This window comes from Burkholderia ubonensis subsp. mesacidophila (assembly GCF_002097715.1).
Classification (GTDB): Bacteria; Pseudomonadota; Gammaproteobacteria; order Burkholderiales; family Burkholderiaceae; genus Burkholderia; species Burkholderia mesacidophila.
The window spans coordinates 401,199-419,134 of sequence record NZ_CP020737.1 but is presented as its reverse complement, the minus strand read 5'-3'; the positions used below and the strand labels follow the sequence as shown (position 1 = coordinate 419,134).

Annotated in this window: 20 protein-coding genes and 1 riboswitch; of the genes, 1 reads left to right on the top strand and 19 read right to left on the bottom strand. The window is 68.8% G+C overall.

Going from position 1 to position 17,936, the window contains the following annotated elements; genetic code table 11:
- Positions 1 to 11: 11 nt before the first annotated feature.
- The 18 genes from hisB to B7P44_RS01925 all read right to left on the bottom strand — a co-directional run bounded on the left by hisB (position 12) and on the right by B7P44_RS01925 (position 14,919).
- On the bottom strand, positions 12 to 599 hold the full coding sequence (hisB, locus tag B7P44_RS02010; protein ID WP_059614065.1) for an imidazoleglycerol-phosphate dehydratase HisB: 588 nt from the start codon (positions 597 to 599) through the stop codon (positions 12 to 14).
- Positions 600 to 658: 59 nt separating this feature from the next.
- Positions 659 to 1,738 carry a histidinol-phosphate transaminase gene (gene hisC / locus B7P44_RS02005; protein WP_084900044.1) on the bottom strand — a complete coding sequence of 360 codons (1,080 nt, stop codon included), beginning with the start codon at positions 1,736 to 1,738 and terminating at the stop codon, positions 659 to 661.
- Positions 1,739 to 1,819: 81 nt separating this feature from the next.
- Complete coding sequence (hisD, locus tag B7P44_RS02000; protein ID WP_084900042.1) at positions 1,820 to 3,148, bottom strand: histidinol dehydrogenase; 1,329 nt, start codon at positions 3,146 to 3,148, stop codon at positions 1,820 to 1,822.
- Positions 3,149 to 3,171: 23 nt separating this feature from the next.
- Positions 3,172 to 3,825, bottom strand: coding sequence for an ATP phosphoribosyltransferase (gene hisG, locus B7P44_RS01995; RefSeq protein WP_084900040.1), 654 nt, complete (start codon positions 3,823 to 3,825; stop codon positions 3,172 to 3,174).
- Positions 3,822 to 5,171: a UDP-N-acetylglucosamine 1-carboxyvinyltransferase gene (gene murA, locus B7P44_RS01990; protein WP_084900037.1), complete on the bottom strand. Its 1,350-nt coding sequence runs from the start codon at positions 5,169 to 5,171 to the stop codon at positions 3,822 to 3,824. The genes hisG and murA overlap by 4 nt, the downstream gene beginning before the upstream one ends.
- Positions 5,172 to 5,184: 13 nt before the next feature.
- Entirely contained in the window at positions 5,185 to 5,424 is a 240-nt protein-coding gene (locus B7P44_RS01985) for a BolA family protein (protein ID WP_006406983.1), read from the bottom strand.
- Between the two features lie 91 nt (positions 5,425 to 5,515).
- On the bottom strand, positions 5,516 to 6,271 hold the full coding sequence (locus B7P44_RS01980) for an ABC transporter permease (protein WP_084900034.1): 756 nt from the start codon (positions 6,269 to 6,271) through the stop codon (positions 5,516 to 5,518).
- On the bottom strand, positions 6,268 to 7,194 hold the full coding sequence (locus tag B7P44_RS01975; protein WP_084906340.1) for an ABC transporter ATP-binding protein: 927 nt from the start codon (positions 7,192 to 7,194) through the stop codon (positions 6,268 to 6,270). Before B7P44_RS01975 ends, B7P44_RS01980 begins: the two co-directional genes overlap by 4 nt.
- 189 nt (positions 7,195 to 7,383) lie before the next feature.
- A complete protein-coding gene (locus B7P44_RS01970; protein ID WP_084900031.1) occupies positions 7,384 to 7,653 on the bottom strand; it encodes an STAS domain-containing protein in 270 nt (89 codons plus the stop codon).
- Positions 7,650 to 8,279, bottom strand: a complete 630-nt coding sequence (locus B7P44_RS01965) for an MlaC/ttg2D family ABC transporter substrate-binding protein (protein ID WP_084900028.1) — start codon at positions 8,277 to 8,279, stop codon at positions 7,650 to 7,652. The genes B7P44_RS01970 and B7P44_RS01965 overlap by 4 nt, the downstream gene beginning before the upstream one ends.
- A 112-nt stretch (positions 8,280 to 8,391) precedes the next feature.
- Positions 8,392 to 9,318 carry an MlaA family lipoprotein gene (locus tag B7P44_RS01960; protein ID WP_084900026.1) on the bottom strand — a complete coding sequence of 309 codons (927 nt, stop codon included), beginning with the start codon at positions 9,316 to 9,318 and terminating at the stop codon, positions 8,392 to 8,394.
- A gap of 33 nt (positions 9,319 to 9,351) precedes the next feature.
- Complete coding sequence (mlaD, locus tag B7P44_RS01955) at positions 9,352 to 9,879, bottom strand: outer membrane lipid asymmetry maintenance protein MlaD (RefSeq protein WP_084900023.1); 528 nt, start codon at positions 9,877 to 9,879, stop codon at positions 9,352 to 9,354.
- A 24-nt stretch (positions 9,880 to 9,903) separates the two neighbouring features.
- Entirely contained in the window at positions 9,904 to 10,671 is a 768-nt protein-coding gene (gene mlaE / locus B7P44_RS01950) for a lipid asymmetry maintenance ABC transporter permease subunit MlaE (RefSeq protein ID WP_084900021.1), read from the bottom strand.
- The gene (locus tag B7P44_RS01945) at positions 10,668 to 11,492 is read right to left on the bottom strand and encodes an ABC transporter ATP-binding protein (protein WP_084900018.1); all 825 of its coding nucleotides are present in this window, start codon (positions 11,490 to 11,492) and stop codon (positions 10,668 to 10,670) included. The genes mlaE and B7P44_RS01945 overlap by 4 nt, the downstream gene beginning before the upstream one ends.
- Positions 11,493 to 11,591: 99 nt before the next feature.
- Positions 11,592 to 12,698, bottom strand: coding sequence for a thiamine phosphate synthase (gene thiE, locus B7P44_RS01940; RefSeq protein WP_084900015.1), 1,107 nt, complete (start codon positions 12,696 to 12,698; stop codon positions 11,592 to 11,594).
- On the bottom strand, positions 12,695 to 13,510 hold the full coding sequence (locus B7P44_RS01935) for a thiazole synthase (protein WP_084900013.1): 816 nt from the start codon (positions 13,508 to 13,510) through the stop codon (positions 12,695 to 12,697). The genes thiE and B7P44_RS01935 overlap by 4 nt, the downstream gene beginning before the upstream one ends.
- 39 nt (positions 13,511 to 13,549) lie before the next feature.
- The gene (thiS, locus tag B7P44_RS01930; RefSeq protein ID WP_059753729.1) at positions 13,550 to 13,747 is read right to left on the bottom strand and encodes a sulfur carrier protein ThiS; all 198 of its coding nucleotides are present in this window, start codon (positions 13,745 to 13,747) and stop codon (positions 13,550 to 13,552) included.
- A gap of 35 nt (positions 13,748 to 13,782) precedes the next feature.
- Entirely contained in the window at positions 13,783 to 14,919 is a 1,137-nt protein-coding gene (locus tag B7P44_RS01925) for an FAD-dependent oxidoreductase (protein WP_084900010.1), read from the bottom strand.
- 214 nt (positions 14,920 to 15,133) lie between these two features.
- A riboswitch (TPP riboswitch) is annotated at positions 15,134 to 15,255 on the bottom strand.
- Positions 15,256 to 15,527: 272 nt separating this feature from the next.
- On the opposite strand from B7P44_RS01925, the gene B7P44_RS01920 reads away from it, so the two are divergent.
- Positions 15,528 to 17,288, top strand: a complete 1,761-nt coding sequence (locus B7P44_RS01920) for an ABC transporter ATP-binding protein/permease (RefSeq protein ID WP_084900008.1) — start codon at positions 15,528 to 15,530, stop codon at positions 17,286 to 17,288.
- Positions 17,289 to 17,349: 61 nt separating this feature from the next.
- On the opposite strand, the gene thpR is transcribed toward B7P44_RS01920, so the two are convergent.
- The gene (gene thpR, locus B7P44_RS01915) at positions 17,350 to 17,934 is read right to left on the bottom strand and encodes an RNA 2',3'-cyclic phosphodiesterase (RefSeq protein ID WP_084900006.1); all 585 of its coding nucleotides are present in this window, start codon (positions 17,932 to 17,934) and stop codon (positions 17,350 to 17,352) included.
- Positions 17,935 to 17,936 lie beyond the last annotated feature (2 nt).

Sequence of the window (17,936 nt, the reverse complement as noted above, 5' to 3'; positions counted from 1 at the left end):
GAAGGAGGAGTTCAGAGGCTGCCCTTCGTCGACGGGACCTGCCCCGCCGCGCGTTCGTCGAGCTCCGCCGCCATCCGCAGCGCGCGGCCGAAAGCCTTGAACACCGTCTCGAGCTGGTGGTGCGCGTTGATCCCGCGCAGGTTGTCGACGTGCAGCGTCACGCCCGCATGGTTCACGAAGCCGCGGAAGAATTCGATCGATAGGTCGACGTCGAAGGTGCCGATCCGCGCACGCGTGAACGGCACGTGGAATTCGAGGCCCGGACGGCCCGAGAAGTCGACCACGACGCGCGACAGCGCCTCGTCGAGCGGCACGTACGAATGGCCGTAGCGGCGGATGCCCTTCTTGTCGCCGATCGCCTTCGCGACCGCCTGGCCGAGCGTGATGCCGACGTCCTCGACCGTGTGATGGTCGTCGATATGCGTGTCGCCATGCGCCTCGACCTCGAGATCGACCAGACCGTGTCGTGCGATCTGGTCGAGCATATGGTCGAGGAACGGCACGCCGGTGGCCAGCTTCTGCTGGCCCGTGCCGTCGAGATTGAGCTTCACACGGATCTGCGTTTCGCTGGTATTGCGAACGACTTCCGCCACACGCATGGCAATTCCTTGACTGAGTCGATGTAAATGGGGATTGATCGTTTCGCGCCGCGGCGCCGTCAGGCTCGACCGGGCAGCGCGAGTTTCAATGCGGCCAGCAGGCGGGCGTTTTCATCGGGAGAACCGACGGTCAGCCGCACGCATTCGGCCAGCAACGGATGCATTTTACTCACGTTTTTGACCAGCACCCGCTCGGTCAGCAGCGCGTCGAACACCGCCGCCGCATCCGGCACGCGCACCAGCAGGAAATTGCCGGCGCTCGGGAACACCGTCGCGCCCGGCAGCGCGGCCACCGCCTGCGCGAGGCGCGCGCGCTCGGCGCGCAGCTCGGCCGCCTGCGCGTCGAGCACGTCGAGGTGGTCGAGCAGGAAATCGGCGGTCGCCTGCGTCAGCACGTTGATGTTGTACGGCGGACGCACCTTGTCGAACTCCGCGAGCCACGCCGGCAGCCCGGCGAGGTAGCCGAGGCGGATGCCCGCGAGGCCGAGCTTCGACACCGTGCGCATCACGACGACGTTGTCGAACTCCGCCGCGCGCGGCAGCCACGAGCGCTCGGCGAACGGCTGGTACGCCTCGTCGATCACGACCAGGCTGTGCCGTGCGGCCGCGATGATCCGCTCGATGCCGGCGGCGTCGTACAACGTGCCGGTCGGGTTGTTCGGGTACGCGAGATAGACGAGCGCCGGGCGGTGCTCGGCGATCGCCGCGAGCATCGCATCGACGTCGAGCGTCAGGTCGGCCGTGAGCGGCACGCCGACGAACTCGAGCTGCGCGAATTTCGCCGAAATCTCGTACATCACGAAGCCCGGCACCGGCGCGAGCACCTTCGCGCCCGGCTTCGCGCACGCGACCGACATCATGCTGATGATCTCGTCGGAGCCGTTGCCGAGCAGCACGTCGCACGCGGCCGGCACGCCCATCGTGCGGCGCAGCTTGTCGATGAGCGCGGCCGGGCGCGGCGCCGGATAGCGGTTCAGCGCAACCTGCGCGAGGCGCGCGCCGAGCGCCGCCGCAAGCGGTTCGGGCAGCGGGTACGGGTTCTCCATCGCGTCGAGCTTCACGAATCCGCTCGCGTCCGGCACCGGGTAGCTCGTCATCGCGAGCACGTCGCGGCGAATGATGTCTTGTGGCGTCGTCATGGTCTGCAAGCCGGCGTGCGTTGCGCCGGCGTCAATGGGTCGGCGCGGCGGCAGCCGCCGCGCCCGTCTGCGGCCCGGGGGTCAGCCCTGGCCGCCGCCTTTCATCCGGTATTCGGCGCTCTTCGCGTGCGCCTGCAGCCCCTCGCCGTACGCGAGCTCGGACGCGATCTCGCCGAGCGTATGCGCGCCTTCGGCGCTGACTTCGATCACGCTCGAGCGCTTGATGAAGTCGTACACGCCGAGCGGCGACGAGAAGCGCGCGGTGCGCGACGTCGGCAGCACGTGGTTCGGGCCCGCGCAGTAGTCGCCGAGGCTCTCGCTCGTGTAGCGGCCGAGGAAGATCGCGCCGGCGTGGCGGATCAGCTTGCCCCACTGCTGCGGCTCCAGCGCGGAAATCTCGAGGTGCTCGGGTGCGATGTCGTTCGCGATCCTGCACGCTTCGGCCATGTCGCGCACCTTGATCAGCGCGCCGCGGCCTTCGAGCGACGCGCGGATCACGGCCTCGCGCGGCATCGTCGGCAGCAGCTCGTCGATCGCCTTCTCGACGCGCTCGAGGAACGCAGCGTCCGGGCACAGCAGGATCGACTGCGCGAGCTCGTCGTGCTCGGCCTGCGAGAACAGGTCCATCGCGACCCAGTTCGGGTCCGTGGTGCCGTCGCACAGCACGAGGATTTCCGACGGCCCGGCGATCATGTCGATGCCGACCGTGCCGAACACGCGGCGCTTCGCCGACGCGACGTACGCGTTGCCGGGCCCGCAGATCTTGTCGACGGCCGGCACGGTCTCGGTGCCGTACGCGAGCGCGGCCACCGCCTGCGCGCCGCCGATCGTGAACACGCGGTCGACGCCGCCGAGCAGCGCCGCGGCGAGCACGAGGTCGTTCTTCACGCCGTCCGGGGTCGGCACGACCATCACGATCTCGCCGACGCCCGCGACGCGCGCCGGAATCGCGTTCATCAGCACCGACGACGGGTAGGCCGCCTTGCCGCCCGGCACGTACAGGCCGACGCGGTCGAGCGGCGTGACCTTCTGGCCGAGCACCGTGCCGTCGCTTTCCGTGTACTGCCAGCTATGGCTGCCGCACTCGATCTTCTGCTTCTCGTGATACCCGCGCACGCGCGCCGCGGCCGCTTCCAGCGCCGCGCGCGCCTTCGGCGCGAGGCCGTCGAGCGCTTCCTGCAGCGCGTCCTGCGGCAGCTCCAGCGCGGCGACGCTGTCCGCGCCCAGCCGGTCGAAGCGGTTCGTGTAGTCGAGCACCGCGGCGTCGCCGCGCGCCTTCACGTCGGCGAGGATCTGCGCGACCGAGCGCTCGATCGCGTCGTCTTCGCTCGCCTCGAACGCGAGCAGCGCGCGCAGTGCGGCATCGAAGCCTTCGCTCGTCGAGTCGAGCTTGCGGATGGTGATGGACATGGAAGTTCCGTTACGGTGTGCGCTCACACGCCATTCTGCGACGCGCGTTCGAACGCGTCGAGGATCGGCTTGAGCGCCGCGCGCTTGAGCTTCAGCGCAGCCTGGTTCACGACGAGGCGCGACGAGATCTGCATGATCTCCTCGACCTCGACCAGATTGTTCGCCCGGAGCGTGCCGCCCGAGCTGACGAGGTCGACGATCGCGTCGGCGAGGCCGACGAGCGGCGCGAGCTCCATCGACCCGTACAGCTTGATCAGGTCGACGTGCACGCCCTTCGCGGCGAAGTGCTCGCGCGCCGCTTCGACGTACTTCGTCGCGACGCGCAGGCGCGCGCCCTGGCGCACCGCCTTCGCGTAGTCGAAGCCGGCGGGAACCGCGACCGACAGCCGGCAGCGCGCGATGTTCAGGTCGATCGGCTGGTACAGGCCCGAGCCGCCGTGCTCGATCAGCACGTCCTTGCCGGCCACGCCGAAGTCGGCCGCGCCGTATTCGACGTAGGTCGGCACGTCGCTCGCGCGCACGATGATCACGCGCAGGTCCGGGTTGGTCGTCGGCAGGATCAGCTTGCGCGACGTTTCCGGATCCTCGGTCACCTGCACCCCGGCGGCGGCGAGCAGCGGCAGGGTTTCCTCGAAAATCCGGCCCTTCGACAGGGCCAGGGTCAGCGGCGCGCTCATGCTTGGCTCCCGGAAACGCGGCGCACGTTCGCGCCGACGGCGGTCAGTTTGGCTTCCATCCGGTCGTATCCCCGGTCGAGGTGATAGATGCGGTCGACGAGCGTCTCGCCGTCGGCGCGCAGGCCGGCGATCACGAGGCTCGCGGACGCGCGCAGGTCGGTTGCCATCACCTTCGCGCCGGACAGCTTGTCGACGCCCGTCACGAGCGCGGTGTTGCCGTCGATGGTGATGTTCGCGCCGAGCCGGTTCAGCTCCTGCACGTGCATGAAGCGGTTCTCGAAGATCGTCTCGACGACCTGTGCGGTGCCCGCCGCAACCGCGTTCAGCGCCATGAACTGCGCCTGCATGTCGGTCGGGAACGCCGGGTATTCGGACGTGCGGATCGTCACCGCGGACGGCCGGCGGTCCATCTTCACGCGCAGCCAGGTGTCGCCTTCCTCGACCGTCACGCCGGCCTCGCGCAGCTTGTCGATCACCGCGTCGAGGATGTGCGGGCGCACGCCCGTCAGCGTGACGTCGCCGCCCGCCGCCGCGACCGCGCACAGGAACGTGCCGGCCTCGATGCGGTCCGGAATCACCGCGTGGCGCGCGCCGTGCAGCCGCTCGACGCCCTGGATCACGAGCCGGTCGGTGCCGATCCCGTCGATCTTCGCGCCCATCTCGACCAGCAGGTGCGCGAGATCGCTCACTTCCGGCTCGCGCGCGGCGTTCTCGATCACCGTCTCGCCGTCGGCGAGCGTCGCCGCCATCAGCAGGTTCTCGGTGCCGGTCACCGTGATCATGTCGGTGACGATGCGCGCGCCCTTCAGGCGCTTCGCGCGCGCCTCGATGAAGCCGTGCTCGATGCTGATCTCGGCGCCCATCGCCTGCAGGCCCTTGATGTGCTGGTCGACCGGCCGCGCGCCGATCGCGCAGCCGCCCGGCAGCGACACCTTCGCCTCGCCGAAGCGCGCAAGCAGCGGCCCGAGCACGAGGATCGACGCGCGCATCGTCTTCACGAGCTCGTACGGCGCGACGAGGTTGTCGACGCCCGACGCATCGAGCCGCACCTGGCAGCCGTCCGTCTCGCTCTTCACGCCCATCTGGTTCAGGACCTTCAGCGTGGTGCGGACGTCCTTCAGATTCGGCACGTTGTCGAGGTGGACCGGATCGGCCGTCAGCAGGCCCGCGCACAGAATCGGCAGCGCCGCGTTCTTCGCGCCCGATACGACGATCTCGCCGGACAGCCGGCGGCCGCCTTCGATCACGAGCTTGTCCATCCCATGTCCCTGCGTATCCCGATTGCCGGCCGGGTGTGCCGCGGCGACGCTCTCGACGGCGTCGCGCTCGTTGACGGTGACTTGCACTCAGTGGTTCCGGTTATGCGTTCTGCCATTCGGCGGGCGTCAGCGTCTTCATGCTGAGCGCGTGGATTTCCTGCTTCATACGATCGCCGAGCGCCGCGTAGACGAGCTGATGCCGCTGGATCGGCCGCTTGCCCTCGAACGCCGGCGACACGATCGTCGCGAAGAAGTGCTGGCCGTCGCCTTCGACTTCCAGATGCGTGCAGGCGAGCCCGCCCGCGATGTATTGCTTGACCTGTTCGGGAGTCGGCAACATGGTGATGCTCCTGTCGGTGCGCGCCGGAACGCGCGCGGCGCCGCGCTCCCCTGCGGGAGCGGCGAGCGCCGCGCGCGGCGGCCGATTCATATCAATGACGCAGTTTGTAGCCGGTCGCGAGCAGCCGCATCGCGAACAGCGCGAGCAGCACGAAGAAACCGGCGACGATCGCGAGGCTCGCGAGCGGGTCGATGTCGGACGCGCCGAAGAACCCGTAGCGAAAGCCGTCGATCATGTAGAAAAACGGGTTGAGACGCGAGATCTCGCGCCACACGGGCGGCAGAGAATGCGTCGAGTAGAACACGCCGGACAGGAACGTCAGCGGCATGATCAGGAAGTTCTGGAACGCGGCGAGCTGGTCGAACTTCTCCGCCCAGATCCCGGCGATGAGGCCGAGCGTGCCGAGGATCGCCGCGCCGAACAGCGCGAACGCGAGGATGAACGCGGGCGCCGCGAACTGCATCGGGATGAACCAGACCGTCACGACGAACACGCCCGTGCCGACCGCAAGCCCGCGCACGACGGACGCGAGCACGTATGCGCCGTAGATGTCCTTGTACGACAGCGGCGGCAGCAGCATGAACACGAGGTTGCCGGTGATCTTCGACTGGATCAGCGACGACGAGCTGTTCGCGAACGCATTCTGCAGCACGCTCATCATCACGAGGCCCGGCACGAGGAAGCTCACGTACTCGACGCCCGGATACACCTCGACGCGGCCCGTCAGCGCATGGCCGAAGATCGTCAGGTACAGCAGCGCTGTGACGACGGGCGCAAGCACCGTCTGGAACGACACCTTCCAGAACCGCAGGATTTCCTTGTAGAACAGCGTTTGAAAACCGCTCATGCCAGCCCCTCGATCGCCTCGGCCCCGTTCATCACCTGGACGAACACATCCTCGAGGTCGGCCTTCCTGACCTCGATCTCGTCGAACGTGCAGCCGGCGGCGCGGCATTGCGCGAGGATGCGTTCGACCTCGTCGTAGCTCGCGAGCCGCAGCAGGTGCTCGCCGGGTGCGCGGGCGGCCGGGTCGGTTTCCAGCGCGCGCAGCTCGCCGGGCAGCGCGCCGTGCGCGAGGCGCAGGTACAGCTGCAGGCCGGCGAAGCGCTGCAGCAGCGCGTCGGTGCGGTCGAGCGCGACCACTTCGCCCCGGCGCAGCATCGCGATGCGATCGCACAGCGACTCGGCTTCCTCAAGGTAGTGGGTGGTCAGCACGATCGTGTGGCCTTCGCGGTTCAGCCGCGAGATGAACTTCCACAGCGTCTGGCGCAGCTCGACGTCGACGCCGGCGGTCGGCTCGTCGAGCACGATCACGGGCGGCCGGTGCACAAGCGCCTGCGCGACCAGCACACGGCGTTTCATCCCGCCCGACAGCGCGCGCATGTTCGCGTCGGCCTTCTCGGTCAGGTCGAGATTGGCCATCACCTCGTCGATCCAGTCGTCGTTGTGGCGCAGCCCGAAGTAGCCGGACTGGATCCGCAGCGTCTCGCGCACCGTGAAGAAGGGATCGAACACCAGCTCCTGCGGCACGACGCCGAGCGCGCGGCGCGCGGCCCGGAAGTCCTTGACGACGTCATGGCCGCGCACCGAGATGCTGCCTTCGTCGGCCCGGGCGAGCCCGGCGAGGATGCTGATGAGCGTGGTCTTGCCTGCGCCGTTCGGGCCGAGCAGACCGAAAAACTCGCCTTCCTCGACCGACAGGCTGACGCCCTTGAGCGCCTGAAGCGACTTGTAGCGCTTCTTGACGTGACGGATTTCTATGGCTGACATGGACTGTGCGCGGCGCAACGGCCACGACGCCTATTCTGTGCTTGCTGCGAAAGAAAACGGGGCCCGACGCCGGATCGGCAGCCCCGCAAAACGCTTGATTATAGGGCAAACCGGCGGGACGGGACGGCCATTGGGGACGGCCATCAGGCAGCCGGCGCCCCGCGGGGGCCGGCGTTCAGTCGGACAGGGTCAATGTCGCCCGTTGATGAGCGCGTCGACGCCGTATGCCTGCGCGAGGCTGGCGAGCTTCGGAGGGAAATTGAGGATGTCGAGGCGGGCGCCGCGCGCCTGCGCGGCGCGCTGCCATGCGAGCAGCACGGCGAGCGCGGACGAGTCGAATTCCGCGAGCGCCGCGCAATCGACGGTGGTGGCGCCCGCGCCGATCTGCGCGAGCCCCGCCGCGAGCGCGGCCTTCGCGCTCGCGTGGGTCAGCGTGGAACCGGCTGCGAAGCCGCTCACGACGCCTGCTTGCCGGCGGCAAGCTCCTGGTTGCGCTGCGACAGGAACTGGATCAGGCCGTCCACACCGCTTTGCTGGATCTTCTCGTTGAACTGCTGCTGGTACGTCTGGATCAGCCACGCGCCGAGCACGTTCAGGTCATACACCCGCCAGCCCTGCTGCGTCTTGTACAGGCGGTAGTCGATCTGGACCGGCTGGCCGTTGTTCATCGCGACCGTCTTGACCACGACGTCGGTGTCTTCCGGGCTCGCGCGGAACGGCGGGTACTGGATCTGCTGGTCCGGCTTCAGCTGCGCGATCGCGCCCGAGTACGTGCGGATCAGCAGCAGCTTGAACTGCTCCTGCACCTGCTGCTGCTGCGCCTGCGACGCCTCGCGCCAGTGGCGGCCCATCGCGAGCTGCGTGGTGCGGCGGAAATCGGTGTACGGCAGGATGTCCTTGTTGACGATCGTGATGATGCGGTTCGTGTCGCCCTGCTTGATCGTCTGCTGCTTCACTTCGTCGAGCACCTGCTGCGTCGCCGTCTTGATCAGCGCCTGCGGATTCGACTGGTCGACTTCCGCGTGGGCTGCGGCGCCAAACGAGAACAGCACAGCGAAAACCGGAATCAGGAACAGTTTCTTCATAATATTGACCTGCATGAATGAGTCGATGCGGAGGTTGGAGCCGGTAGCTTACGCGCAAGTTCGCGTGCGCCACCGGCATAATCGTTTCCGGCTGTAACGAGTGTAAGTCCGATCAATGCAGCCGGATGCTCGGGATGCGCAGCCCGCCGGGCGCCGGCGGCGTCACCTGCATCGCCGGCACGTTCGTTGCGCTGGCCGGATTCGGCGAACCGGCCGCTTCCGACCCCGGCGCCGGTGCGACCGCACCGGATGCCCCCGTCGGCGCGGACGCAGCGGCCGGCGCCGCCGCACCGTCGTCCGGCAGGTCGTACTTCGGCAGCGCTTCGCTGTCCGACGATGCACCCGCTTCGCCGCGCGCGTTGCTGATCAGCATCTGGCGCCGCTGCAGGTACGCGTTGCGCACGAACGAATACTTGTCGATCGCCGCCGCTGACAGCACGTCGCCCGCGCCGAGCAGGTTCGCGCGCGTGTTCACGAGGTTCACGCCGAAGAGGCCGTAGCTCAGGCCGTCCGGCTTCACGTAGGTGAGCGGATTGCCGAGATAGTCGACGCCGAGGCCCGCCGCGTCGCGCACCGTGCTCGGGCCGAGCAGCGGCAGCACCAGGTACGGGCCCGCCGGCATGCCGTAGCGGCCCATCGTCACGCCGAAATCGGCCGTGTGCTTCGGCAGCTTCGCGATCGTCGCGACGTCGAACAGGCCGCCGACACCGAACACCGTGTTGATCACGACGCGCATGATGTCGCCGACACCGTCGGCGATCCGCAACTGCACGAGGTTGTTCGCGGCGATGTAGACGTCACCGATGTTCGAGAAGAAGTTCGTCACGCTGTCGCGCACCGGCTGCGGCACCACGTACTGATAGCCCTGCGCGACCGGCTTCAGCGCATAGGTGTCGACGGTGTCGTTGAACTTGTACATCGTCCGGTTGAAACCCTCGAGCGGGTCGCCCTTGGTCGGCGTCTGCACGGTGGCGCAGCCGCTCAGCGCGGCTACCGCAGCCACCGCAAGCGCGGCGTGCCTGATCCGAATCGTCTGCATGTTCGTTTCCCCTCTTCTTGATCTCTCGTGTGGTTATTGGGCGCCGGATGCGGCGGGCGCCGTCGCGGCAGGCGCGCCGGAGGCCGGTTTCGCACCGCCGGCGTCCGCCGCCTTGCTGTACAGGAACTGGCCGATCAGGTTCTCGAGCACGATCGCCGACTGCGTCATCGAGATCGTGTCGCCCGCCTTCAGCATCTCGGAATCGCCGCCCGGCTCGAGGCCGACGTACTGCTCGCCGAGCAGGCCCGACGTCAGGATCTTCGCGGACGAGTCCTTCGGGAACTGGTATTGCTTGTCGAGATCGATCGTCACGAGCGCCTGGTACGTGTTCGTGTCGAAGCCGATCGCCTTCACGCGGCCGACCACGACGCCCGCGCTCTTCACGGCGGCGCGCGGCTTCAGCCCGCCGATGTTGTCGAATTTCATCTTCACCGAGTAGGTCGGCTGAAACGACAGCGAGCTCATGTTGCCGACCTTCAGCGCAAGGAACAGCACCGCAAGGAAGCCCACCACCACGAACAGGCCGACCCAGAAGTCGAGAGCAGTCTTTTTCATCGTCATCCCAAAATATGGCTTGGCTGAGGCTTAGCTGAACATCAGCGCGGTCAGCAGGAAATCGAGGCCGAGTACGGCGAGCGACGCGAACACGACCGTCTTGGTGGTCGCGCGGGACACGCCCTCGGGCGTCGGCTTCGCCTCGTACCCTTGAAACAGTGCAATGAAGGTCACGGCGAACCCGAACACGATGCTCTTCAGCACGCCGTTGCCGACGTCGGCCCAGACCTGCACGCCGCCCTGCATCTGCGACCAGAACGCGCCCGAATCGACGCCGATCAGGATCACGCCGACGACGTAGCCGCCGAGCACGCCGACCGCATTGAAGATCGCCGCGAGGAGCGGCATCGCGATGATCCCGCCCCACATGCGCGGCGCGATCACCGTCTTGATCGGATCGACCGCCATCATCTCGAGCGCGGTGAGCTGCTCGCCGGCCTTCATCAGGCCGATCTCGGCGGTCAGCGACGTGCCCGCGCGGCCCGCGAACAGCAGCGCCGTGACGACCGGGCCGAGCTCGCGCACGAGCGACAGCGCGACGAGCAGGCCGAGCGCCTGCTCGGACCCGTAGCGATTCAGCGTGTAGTAGCCCTGCAGGCCGAGCACGAAGCCGACGAACAGGCCCGACACCGCGATGATCACGAACGAGTAGTTGCCGAGGAAGTGAATCTGCTTCGTGACGAGCCGCGGCCGGCGCAGCAGCGGGAAGAATTCCAGCACGAGCCGCACGAACATGCGGGCGCCATAGCCGGCGCGCACGAGGCTGCCGTTGACGAAACTTCCGATCGCGCTGATCATGCGCGCCCTCCGCCGAGCCCGAAGTCCGCGCCGAGCGGCGGGCTCGTGTAATGAAATTTGAACGGGCCGTCCGGCGCGCCGTCGATGAACTGGCGCACGCTCGGATCGGTCGACGCGCGCAGCTCGTCGGGGGTGCCCTGCGCGAGCACGCCGCCGTTGGCCAGGAAGTACACGTAGTCGGCGATCGCGAACGACTCCGGCACATCGTGCGTGACGAGGATCGAGGTCGCGCCGAGCGCGTGGTTCAGTGTGCGGATCAGGTTCGCGGTGATGCCGAGCGAGATCGGGTCGAGGCCCGCGAACGGCTCGTCGTACATGATCAGCTGCGGATCGAGCGCGATCGCCCGCGCGAGCGCGATGCGCCGCGCCATGCCGCCCGACACCTCGGACGGCATCAGGTCGCGCGCGCCGCGCAGCCCCACCGCGTTGAGCTTCATCAGCACCAGATCGCGGATCAGCTCCTCGGGCAGGTCGGTATGTTCGCGCAGCGCGAACGCGACGTTCTCGAACACCGACATGTCGGTGAACAGCGCACCGAACTGGAACAGCATGCCCATCTTGCGGCGCAGCGCGTACAGGCCGTCGCGCGTCTGCGCGCCGACGTCGGCGCCGTCGAACAGCACCTGGCCGCGGCGCGCACGCACGAGCCCGCCGATCAGGCGCAGCACGGTGGTCTTGCCGCAGCCCGAGCCGCCCATGACCGCAACCACCTGCCCGCGCGCGAAGCGCAGATTCAGGTTCGACAGGACAAGGCGGTCGCCGTAGCCGAAGTCGACGTCGCGGAGTTCCAGCAGGGTCTCGGAGGTGGTGGGGGCGCTCACGGAGCTGACATTCCTTATACGCAGAACGCCGAATTATAGGGCCTGCATCGGAATGATGTCGTGACGTCGCCCTCGGCCTTCCGGTCAATGAATGTCAAATTATCCGGGAAACATTTGCTGCAACGCAATAATCCTTGCTCGATAGTCCGCGGCCCCCGTCACCGCGCTGACCACCGCGACACTGCCGACGCCCGTCGCCAGCACGGCCGGTAGCGTGTCCGGCCCGATCCCGCCGATCGCGACGAGCGGCGCCCGCGCGCCCGCGAAGCGCGCGTAGCGGGCGATCCGGGCGAGCCCCTGCGGCGGCGCGGCAACCGCCTTGGTCGTGGTCGCGAACACCGGCCCGAGCGCGAGATAGCTCGGGCGCACATGCAGCGCGCGCAGCATTTCGTAATACCCGTGACTCGATAGTCCGAGCCGCAGGCCCACGCGCGCGATCGCCGCGAGGTCGGCCGTCTCGAGATCCTCCTGGCCCAGATGCACGCCGTATGCCCCGGCGTCCGCGGCAATCTGCCAGTAGTCGTTGATGAACACGCGCGCGTCCGGATAGCGGCGCCCCGCCGCGACCGCGCGCTCGATTTCCGCGCGCAGCAGGTCCGGCGCGGCACCCTTCACGCGCAGCTGCACGGTCAGCACGCCGCAGCCCAGCACCCGCTCGACCCATTCCGCGCTCGGCACGACCGGATACAGGCCGAGCCGCGCGGGACACGGCGCAAAGGCCGGCTCGGGCGCGGGCGGCAGCCCGGCGACGCGCGGAAACCGCGCGGGGTCCACCGGCCATGCGTCTGCAGCGGCCTCGTCGCCGTCGCGCCACGCGAGCGCGAGCACCAGCGCGTCGGGCGGCGCGAAGCCGCAATCGAGGAACGCGGCGAACGCGGGCATCCAGTCGTCCGCGAGCGGGTGCGCGGCGTCGAGCGCGACGCGCTCGCCCGCGCGGTGCAGCACCGCGCGGCGCTCGCCGTACTCGACGACCGTCACGCCGGACGATCCCGGCCGCGACGCAGCCGACGCCAGCGCGCGCGCCGCATGGTCGCCTTCCGACACGATCAGCAGATCGCCGTCGCCCGGCAGGTCGGGCGGCGCGACGCACAGCCGCCACGACGCCGCACCGCGCGGCCACTCGCCGAGCCGCGCGCGAATCCGCTCGGCGGCCTCCGTCAGCTCGTCCGCGGGCGGCCAGAATGCGGCGGCCAGCCCCGCGCTCACGCGCCGCCTCCGTCCTGGTGCCAGAACGGCATGCCAACGACCGGCGTGCTCGCGTGCGCGGTTTCGCGCGCATCCATCGGCCCCGCGAGATACGCGGCGCGGCCGGCGGCGACGCCCTGCGCGAACGCGCGCGCCATGATTTCCGGATGGGTCGCCTGCGACACCGCGGTGTTGAGCAGCACGCCGTCGAAGCCCCACTCCATCACCTGGCACGCGTGCGACGGCACGCCGAGCCCCGCGTCGACGATCAGCGGCACGTCCGGCAGCCGCTCGCGCAGCACGCGCAGCCCGTACGGGTTCACGACGCCCTTGCCGGTGCCGATCGGCGCGCCCCACGGCATCAGCGCCTCGCAGCCCACGTCGAGCAGGCGCCGGCCGATCACCAGGTCCTCGGTGCAGTACGGCAGCACCTTGAAGCCGTCCTTGACCAGCTGCGCGGCGGCCTCGATCAGGCCGACCGGGTCGGGCTGCAGCGTGTAGTCGTCGCCGATCAGTTCGAGCTTGATCCAGTCGGTCTCGAACACTTCGCGCGCCATGTGCGCGGTCGTCACCGCCTCGGCGACGGTCTGGCAGCCGGCCGTGTTCGGCAACAGCGGCACCGCGTGGCGCTTGAGCAGGTCGAAGAAGCCGGCTTCGGCGGTGCCGCCGCTCATCTGGCGGCGCAGCGCGACCGTCACGAGGCCGGGCTGCGCGGCCGCGATCGAATCGGACAGCGACTGCAGCGACGGATAGCGCGACGTGCCGAGCAGCACGCGGCTTGCGAAGGTTACGCCGTACAGCGTCAGCGCATCGGCGGAAGGGAGGGACGTCATCTCGTGTTCCTGGAAAGGTCGGGGACGCACCGGCGGCGTTCAGCCGCCCGCGACGGGGTGCACGACGTCGAGCTTGTCGCCCGCCGCGAGTGCGCGCGCCGCATGCTGCGTGCGCGCGACGAACGTGCCGTTCAGCGCGACCGCGAACGGCGGCCGCGCGCCGTACGCGGCGAGCGCGTCGGCGACCGTCGCGCCGTCGGGCAGCGTGAGGGTCTGCTGATTGATCTGGATATTCATGTGGCTTGCTTCGTCGAATACGGGAGTGACGCGCGTCAGGCCGGCTGGCGCGCGGCGTCGCGGTGATGAAGGAGATCCGGCCAGCGCGCCGCGCCGCGCCACGCGGCGAACGCATCCGCGCCGCTCACCGCGCCGGACAGCGCCGCCTCGGCGAACGCGACCGCCGCGTGCGCGACCTCCGGCGCGATCATGAAGCCGTGCCGGTACAGGCCGTTGACGGCGAGCGTCGCCGCGCCGTCCCAGATCAGCGCCGGGCGATGGTCGGGCAGCGTCGGCCGGCACTGCGAATTCAGTTCGAGAATGCGCGCCTCGCCGAACGCCGGGTGCACGGAGAACGCGGCGCTCAGCAGCTCCAGCGCGGAGCGCACGCTGACGGGCGACATGTCCTCGCCCTCCACTTCGGTCGCGCCGATCACGTAAAGGTCGTCCTGTTTCGGCGCGATGTACAGCGGATAGCGCGGATGCAGCAGCCGCACCGGCCGCGTCAGGCCGATGCCGGGCGCATGCACGCGCGCGACCTCGCCGCGAATGCCGCGCAGCCCGGGCAGCACCGGCTTCGCGCCGAGCCCGCGGCAGTCGATCGTGAAATGGGCGTCCGGCAGGTTGTGCGCATCGATCGCGACGTGCCAGTGCGTGGCGACGCCGCGCTGCGCGAGGCCCGCGGCAATGGCGCGCAGCGCCTGGCGGTTGTCGAGCTGGCCTTCGCGCGGCAGCAGCAGGCCGCGCGCGAAGCGGCCCGCGAGCGCCGGCTCGGCCGCATCGACCTGCGCGCCGGCGAGCGTGACGAGACCGCCGTCGAGCAGCGCGGCCGGCGCGTTCGCGCGCACGCGCCGCTCGAACAGCGGCGCCTCGGCGCGATCCGCGTGATGCCAGACGACGAGCGTGCCGTGGTGCTGGAAGAACACCGGCTCGGGAAGCTCGGCGAGCCACTGCGGCCAGCGCGCGAGCGACGCCGCGCCCAGCTCGGTGATCAGCAGTTCCGCGCTGGCCGCCTCGGCGAGCGGCGCGAGCATCGCGGCCGCGATCCACGCGGCCGACTGCTCGCCGTCAGGGCCGCCGCGCTCGTAGAGCGCGACGCGATGCCCGTCGCCCGCGAGCTGCCACGCGATCAGGCGGCCGACGAGGCCGCCGCCCAGCACGGCGAAATCCGGTCGGGAGGTCAGCGTGCTCATCGGACGCTCTCCCCGCGAAAAGCGCGTCCATATGGCGCGGACACGCGTGCGCAATCCCGCGCAAACGCGCGCGGGGCGGGACAAAAAACTGAAGATTGATCGGCCATCGAATCCTTCCGTAACACGCGTCGCGCGTACCCAAAAGGACGAAACCGGCAGCAAAGGCCGGCCGGGCGGAACAGGGCGCTGGCAATGGGGACGCAGCCAGCGCAGCCCGGCGGGATCGGAAACTTCCCGCGCCGGTATTACCCGGATCGGGTGCGAAGGGTCTCTCTCAGCCTCGCTGCGGCGCCGGAATCTCTGCCGGCCGTGCACGAAGCACCCCTGTTTCGTCGACGGCCATTAGACCATAAAAGCGGAAAGCGCCGCAAACTGTCCCCGGTCGGCAATTTCACCGATGCCGCGCGCCGCTCTGGCACAATGCCCGCAGGCCGGTGCGCTTGGGCGCGCCGGTTGCCGCCTCACCGCTGGCCGTTAAGGACCGTTTAAGACGGGCGGACCACAATCCGCGACGCCCGCCATCATGCGGCGCCTTGTCCCGGCCCGCCGTTTCACGGCGCGCACCCGGCACCGCCCGGCATGCGCGCCGGCTACACATCAGGAAGCACATGACCCAATCGACCCATACCGCCCCCGACGCGCCGCAGGACGAGCGCCCGGTTTCCGCGTGGAGCCTCATCAAGCCCTACTGGGTCTCGTCCGAATGGAAGATCGCGTGGGGGCTGCTCGTCACGATCATCGTGATGAACCTGACGAGCGTATGGCTGAGCGTGCGCTTCAACACCTGGTATGGACAGTTCACGAACGCCCTGCAGGCGAAGGACGCTGGCCACTTCCCTCACCTGATGCTCGTGTTTTGCGCCATCGCTTTCGGCGCGATCATCCTCTTCGTCTTCAGTCGCTATCTGCGCCAGATGCTGGGATTCCGCTGGCGGCAGTGGCTCACGAACCAGTTCCTCGACGAATGGCTGAACGACCGCGCGTTCTACCGGATCGAACGCGATCGTCTGACCGACAACCCGGACCAGCGAATTACCGACGACCTTCAGGCGTTCGCCACGACAACGCTGGTGCTGTCACTCGAGTTGCTGTCGACCGCCGTCTCGCTCGTCTCGTTCATCGTGATCCTCTGGACGCTCGCGGGCCCGCTGACGATACCCGTCGCCGGAACGTCCATCGTGATTCCCGGCTACATGGTATGGGTTGCGGCCCTCTACGCGCTGCTCGGCTCGTACCTGATGCATCGGGCAGGCCACCCGCTCGTGTCGATCAACTACCAGCAACAAAAAGTCGAGGCGGATTTCCGCTTCGGCATGATCCGCGTGCGCGAGAACGCCGAGCAGATCGCGTTCTACGACGGAGCGGCATTCGAGAATTCGAATGGGCGGAACCTCTTCGAACGCGTTCGCGAAAACTGGTGGCGATTGATGAAGTACACCATGCGGCTGAACTTCGTCCTGAACTTCTACAGCCAAATCGCGAACATCTTCCCGCTGATCGCCGCGGCACCGGCCTATTTTGCGGGCGCGTTCTCGTTCGGCACGCTCATGCAGATCTCGCAGGCTTTCGGTAACGTCAGCGACTCGTTCTCGTGGTTCATCAACAGTTACAGCACCCTCGTCGAATGGCGCGCGACCGTCAACCGTCTACGCGAATTCAAGCGCGTGATGCGCGCGTCGCACCTGAAGGAAAGCGTGTCTCCCGCGACCGAGCACGGCGGCATCAACCTGCATTACGTCGATAGCGAGTATCTGTCGACCTCGTCGCTCAAGCTCGCGCTGCCGAACGGCCGGGCGCTCGCCGACATCGGCAGCGTCACGATCGAGCCCGGCTCGCGCTGGCTCGTGATCGGCAAGTCGGGCTCCGGCAAGAGCACGTTCATGCGCGCGCTCGCGGGGCTCTGGCCGTTCGGCGACGGCGCGATCGATGCGCCGGTCAGCGCGCGGATGATGTTCGTGCCGCAGACGAGCTACCTGCCGATCGGCACGCTGAAGGCCGCGCTTACCTACCCGGCCACCGCCGACGCGTACAGCGACGACGCCTGCCGCGACGCGCTGCGCGCGTGCCGGCTCGACGAGTTCGTCAACCGGCTCGGCGAGACCGGGCACTGGACGCGCGTGCTGTCGCCGGGCGAGCAGCAGCGTCTCGCCGGTGCGCGCGTGCTGCTGCACAAGCCGGACTTCCTGTTCCTCGACGAAGCGACCAGCGCGCTCGACGCGGACAACGAAGCGCGCCTCTATCACCTGTTCAACGAGCGGCTGCCGCAGGCCGCGATCGTCAGCATCGCGCACCGCGAATCGCTCGCGGCGTACCACGGCGGCACGATCAACGTCGAACGCGTGAGCGACAGCGACAAGGTCGCCGCGTAACACGCCCGTACGGGCGGCCGGTGCGCATCGGGCGTCCCGGCCGCCGCCTGTCATGGCCCGCCTACACCGCCAGCGGCCCCTCTTTTCTTCCCTCCCCATTCGCCAGCGCAAGCGGCGCCGACACCAGCGGGTGATGCGACGCCCCCGTGTGCGACAGCACGCTTTCGAACAACGTCAACGCTTCGAAATGCAATTCGACCGCCTGGCGCAGCTCGCCGCCGTGCGCCGGCTGCCCGACCGCGTAGTGCGGCAGCCGCGCGAGCGTCACGTGCGGCCGAAACGGCCGGCGATCGGTCGGCATGCCGATGTCCCGCAACGCGGCCACCAGCGCGTCGTTCAGCGCGACCAGCGCCGGCTCGACGCTGAGCTCCGCGACGATCAGGCGCGCCTTCGGCAGGCTCGGCCACCATGCAAGCCGCTCGACCGGCTGCAGCGGCAATGCGTGCGCCGTTGCCAGCGCCGGCAGCCGCGCGGCGAGCGCGTCGCACCGGTCGCGCTCGATCGCGCCGAGAAACGCGAGCGTCACGTGCAGTTGCTCCGGCTGCGTGCGCCGTGCACCGCGCGCGACCGGCAACGCGTGCAAGGCGTCGCGCGACGCCGCGTCGGGCATCAGCGCGACGAATGCACGGAGCCGGTCGCCGTTCATCG

What these genes read in the sequence shown, in the direction of transcription:
- hisB (WP_059614065.1), bottom strand. Translation starts at nt 599, where the DNA reads ATGCGTGTGGCGGAAGTCGTTCGCAATACCAGCGAAACGCAGATCCGT.
- hisC (WP_084900044.1), bottom strand. Translation starts at nt 1,738, where the DNA reads ATGACGACGCCACAAGACATCATTCGCCGCGACGTGCTCGCGATGACG.
- hisD (WP_084900042.1), bottom strand. Translation starts at nt 3,148, where the DNA reads ATGTCCATCACCATCCGCAAGCTCGACTCGACGAGCGAAGGCTTCGAT.
- hisG (WP_084900040.1), bottom strand. Translation starts at nt 3,825, where the DNA reads ATGAGCGCGCCGCTGACCCTGGCCCTGTCGAAGGGCCGGATTTTCGAG.
- B7P44_RS01985 (WP_006406983.1), bottom strand. Translation starts at nt 5,424, where the DNA reads ATGTTGCCGACTCCCGAACAGGTCAAGCAATACATCGCGGGCGGGCTC.
- B7P44_RS01980 (WP_084900034.1), bottom strand. Translation starts at nt 6,271, where the DNA reads ATGAGCGGTTTTCAAACGCTGTTCTACAAGGAAATCCTGCGGTTCTGG.
- B7P44_RS01975 (WP_084906340.1), bottom strand. Translation starts at nt 7,194, where the DNA reads ATGTCAGCCATAGAAATCCGTCACGTCAAGAAGCGCTACAAGTCGCTT.
- B7P44_RS01965 (WP_084900028.1), bottom strand. Translation starts at nt 8,279, where the DNA reads ATGAAGAAACTGTTCCTGATTCCGGTTTTCGCTGTGCTGTTCTCGTTT.
- B7P44_RS01960 (WP_084900026.1), bottom strand. Translation starts at nt 9,318, where the DNA reads ATGCAGACGATTCGGATCAGGCACGCCGCGCTTGCGGTGGCTGCGGTA.
- mlaD (WP_084900023.1), bottom strand. Translation starts at nt 9,879, where the DNA reads ATGACGATGAAAAAGACTGCTCTCGACTTCTGGGTCGGCCTGTTCGTG.
- mlaE (WP_084900021.1), bottom strand. Translation starts at nt 10,671, where the DNA reads ATGATCAGCGCGATCGGAAGTTTCGTCAACGGCAGCCTCGTGCGCGCC.
- B7P44_RS01935 (WP_084900013.1), bottom strand. Translation starts at nt 13,510, where the DNA reads ATGACGTCCCTCCCTTCCGCCGATGCGCTGACGCTGTACGGCGTAACC.
- thiS (WP_059753729.1), bottom strand. Translation starts at nt 13,747, where the DNA reads ATGAATATCCAGATCAATCAGCAGACCCTCACGCTGCCCGACGGCGCG.
- B7P44_RS01925 (WP_084900010.1), bottom strand. Translation starts at nt 14,919, where the DNA reads ATGAGCACGCTGACCTCCCGACCGGATTTCGCCGTGCTGGGCGGCGGC.
- B7P44_RS01920 (WP_084900008.1), top strand. Translation starts at nt 15,528, where the DNA reads ATGACCCAATCGACCCATACCGCCCCCGACGCGCCGCAGGACGAGCGC.
- thpR (WP_084900006.1), bottom strand. Translation starts at nt 17,934, where the DNA reads ATGAACGGCGACCGGCTCCGTGCATTCGTCGCGCTGATGCCCGACGCG.